This window comes from Pseudomonas agronomica, assembly GCF_025917275.1.
Taxonomy (GTDB): Bacteria; Pseudomonadota; Gammaproteobacteria; order Pseudomonadales; family Pseudomonadaceae; genus Aquipseudomonas; species Aquipseudomonas agronomica.
Map to the genome: position 1 here is coordinate 1 of NZ_JAOSHO010000525.1, position 3,332 is coordinate 3,332.

Genomic DNA, 3,332 nt, shown 5'->3' on the forward strand with positions numbered 1-3,332 from the left:
GTGGGAGCGAGCTTGCTCGCGATGGCATTTTCACTGATCCAACGCCATATCCACCAACCGATACAACTCCTCGACCTCCAGCGGCGCCGTGGCGAAGAGGATGCGAAACACTGTCGGTGCGACGATCACGTTCACCAACCGCTCGATCCCGGGATTCGGCTCATCGGGATAACGGTCCAGGATGATCTGCAACTGGCCGCTGATAATGCCCACGCAATACCCCGGTGTGGCGCAGGCCTGGATGTCGCGCATCATGTTGCGGCCGGGCTCGGAAGTCATTTCGTCCAGGTATTGCTCGGCCCAGGCGCGCAGGTCGCCGCGCAGGCTGCCGGTGTTGGCTGGTTCGCCGTCAGGGCGCATGCGCTCGATGGCAACGTCGGCCAGCAGCGCCGGCAGATCGCCCCAGCGCCGATAAATGGTGGACGGCGTCACCCCCGCGCGTGCAGCGATCTGCGGCACGGTGAGGGTGGCGCGATCCTGCTCCTGGAGCAGGGCGCGCACCGCCGAATGAATCGACTCTTGGACCCGGGCGCTTCTGCCGCCGGGGCGTAAACCTTCTTTGATAGCCATGTGTCGGACCTTAACACAAAGAATTTGCTTTAAGCACACACCGGTAGCACACTCGGCAAAAGCAAAAAATTAGCTTTTAAGAATGTCCTTGTGGAGCGTGCCCATGTCTCGTCCAGCTTCGACCCGCGTCAGCCTGATATTTCTGGCGATCACCTTGCTCGGTTTTCTGGCGGCGTCCAGCGCGCCGACGCCGTTGTACCACCTCTACCAAGAGCACATGCAGTTCTCCCCGGCGATCCTGACACTGATTTTCGGCGTGTACGCGTTCAGTCTGTTGGCGGCACTGCTGGTCGTCGGCTCGTTGTCTGACTATCTCGGTCGCAGACCGGTAATCTTCGCGGCGCTGCTGCTCAACATGCTGGCGATGCTGCTGTTTATCAATGCCGAGAGTGTCGCCTGGTTGATCGGCGCCCGGTTGATCCAAGGCTTCGCCACCGGCATGGCCACCAGTGTCTTGGGCGCCGCGCTGCTGGATTTCGATCGCCAGCAAGGCCCGCTGATCACCAGCGTGGCGCCGCTGCTGGGCATGGCGTGTGGCGCGATGGGGTGTGGCTTGTTGGCAGAATTCGCACCAATGCCGTTGCAACTGACCTACTGGATTCTTTTGGCGTTGTTCGCCCTCCAGGCCATTTATCTCTGGCGCCTGGCGGAAAGTGTCAGCCCACAACCCGGAGCCTGGCGATCGCTGCGCCCGACCTTACATGTGCCGGTCCAGGCGCGGCGCGCGTTGTGGCTGATATTGCCCTTGGACTTGGCGGCCTGGGCGGTCGGTGGATTCTATCTGTCCCTGGCGCCGTCTTTGGTTCGGGCCGCGACCGGGTCGACGTCGAACCTGATCGGCGGTGCGCTGGTGGCCGTGTTGACGCTCACGGGGGCGTTGTCGATCTATGCCCTGCGTAACCGCGCGGCGGACATGATGCTGCGGCTTGGCGCAAGCCTGCTGGTACTTGGCCTGGCCCTGGTGCTGATCGCCGTGCACACGGCCAGCCTGCCCTTGTTCTTCATCGGCACGCTGATTACCGGCAGCGGTTTCGGTTCGGGATTCCTCGGCGCGCTGCGCAGCATCATGCCGCTGGCCTTGCCCCACGAACGGGCGGGGTTGATGTCGGCGTTCTATGTGCTCAGTTACTTGGCTTTCAGCTTGCCATCGTTGCTGGCGGGAAACCTGACCCGTATCTACGGGTTGATTCCGACCACCAATGGTTTCGGTGCAGTGCTGATCTTAATGGCCGTCGGCGCGCTGGCAGGCTTGCTGCGCCAAACTGCCAAACCGTTGGCTGACGGGCTTCGTTCTTGATCGTATATTTGTAAAACAGATTAGATATAGAGAAATTACCCGTTATATAGATATTCTTTCAGGTTCTAGCATGGCGTCACCTTATCCGAGGAGAGAAGTGACCATGACGTGCCGTGCTGAAAGATATCGCCTGCGCCCCCTGAGCCATCTGCCGAGTCCGCTGGAAGTCGTTCGGCAATTCACCCCGAATTGGTTCGCCGCCACCATGGGCACCGGTGTGCTGGCGCTGGCCTTGGCGCAGTTGCCCGAGGCGACCCCGGGCTTGCATCGGGTGGCTGAAGGGCTGTGGTTGCTCAACATTTTGCTGTTCATTGTGTTTGCCGGGCTCTACACCGCTCGCTGGGTGCTCTTCTTTGATGAGGCCCGGCGGATCTTCGGACACTCAACCGTGTCGATGTTTTTCGGCACGATTCCGATGGGGCTGGCAACCATCATCAACGGTTTCCTGCTGTTCGGCGTCCCGCGCTGGGGGGAGGGCGTGCTGTCGCTGATCGAGGTGTTGTGGTGGATCGACGTGGCGATTTCATTGGCCTGTGGCGTGTTGATTCCGTACCTGATGTTTACCCGCCAGGAACACCGCATCGACCAGATGACCGCCGTGTGGCTGTTGCCCGTGGTGGCCGCAGAGGTCGCCGCCGCCAGCGGTGGGCTGCTGGCGCCGCACCTTGTGAACGCCCATTCGCAACTGGTGATATTGGTTATCAGCTACATACTCTGGGCATTTTCCCTACCGGTGGCATTCAGCATTCTGACGATCCTGCTGTTGCGCATGGCCCTGCATAAACTGCCTCACGAAAACATGGCCGCTTCGAGCTGGCTGGCCCTTGGCCCGGTCGGTACCGGCGCCCTGGGCATGTTGTTGCTGGGCGGTGATGCGCCGATGATTTTCGCCGCCAATGGCCTGCCGGGCGTGGGCGAGGTCGCGTCAGGCCTGGGATTGGTCGCCGGCATCACCCTGTGGGGCTTCGGTTTCTGGTGGATGTTGATGGCGCTGTTGATCACCGCGCGCTATTTGCGTGAAGGCATCCCGTTCAACCTTGGTTGGTGGGGCTTCACCTTTCCCTTGGGCGTGTACGCGCTGACGACCCTGAAGCTGGCGAGTCTGCTGGGCCTGGCGTTTTTCAGTGTGTTCGGCTGTGGGCTGGTGGCGCTGCTGGTGGTGATGTGGCTGATCGTTGGCTGGCGCACGCTGGTCGGCGCCTGGCATGGTGAGTTGTTTGTGTCGCCCTGCATTGCGGCGCTGGCGAAATAATCGGCAAAGACAGGTAATGTGTGGCCTGGATCGAAAAAGCGTCATTCCAATAAGCGTCCACGCCACTCAGGAACATGGAAGATGAGTCACCCTTCGCAGTTCAATTTGCTTCGCACGCGGCGCTTCCTGCCGTTCTTCATTACGCAGTCCCTTGGCGCGTTCAACGACAACATTTTCAAGCAGTCGCTGATTCTCGCCATCCTCTACAAACTG

Annotated in this window: 4 protein-coding genes; 3 read left to right on the forward strand and 1 reads right to left on the reverse strand. The window is 60.6% G+C overall.

What is annotated here, in order from left to right; genetic code table 11:
• Nucleotides 1-30: 30 nt before the first annotated feature.
• Nucleotides 31-570, reverse strand: a complete 540-nt coding sequence (locus OC610_RS23845) for a TetR/AcrR family transcriptional regulator (protein WP_030142373.1) — start codon at nt 568-570, stop codon at nt 31-33.
• Nucleotides 571-673: 103 nt separating this feature from the next.
• Between OC610_RS23845 and OC610_RS23850 the strand changes: the two genes are divergently transcribed.
• The 3 genes from OC610_RS23850 to OC610_RS23860 form a co-directional block, all read left to right on the forward strand.
• Nucleotides 674-1,867 carry an MFS transporter gene (locus OC610_RS23850; protein WP_264431349.1) on the forward strand — a complete coding sequence of 398 codons (1,194 nt, stop codon included), beginning with the start codon at nt 674-676 and terminating at the stop codon, nt 1,865-1,867.
• A gap of 103 nt (nt 1,868-1,970) precedes the next feature.
• Entirely contained in the window at nt 1,971-3,119 is a 1,149-nt protein-coding gene (locus tag OC610_RS23855) for a TDT family transporter (protein WP_264431351.1), read from the forward strand.
• Between the two features lie 81 nt (nt 3,120-3,200).
• Nucleotides 3,201-3,332, forward strand: a 132-nt coding sequence (locus OC610_RS23860; RefSeq protein ID WP_264431353.1) for a hypothetical protein, incomplete at its 3' end; no start/stop codon positions are given.

What these genes read in the sequence shown, in the direction of transcription:
- OC610_RS23845 (WP_030142373.1), bottom strand. Translation starts at nt 570, where the DNA reads ATGGCTATCAAAGAAGGTTTACGCCCCGGCGGCAGAAGCGCCCGGGTC.
- OC610_RS23850 (WP_264431349.1), top strand. Translation starts at nt 674, where the DNA reads ATGTCTCGTCCAGCTTCGACCCGCGTCAGCCTGATATTTCTGGCGATC.
- OC610_RS23855 (WP_264431351.1), top strand. Translation starts at nt 1,971, where the DNA reads ATGACGTGCCGTGCTGAAAGATATCGCCTGCGCCCCCTGAGCCATCTG.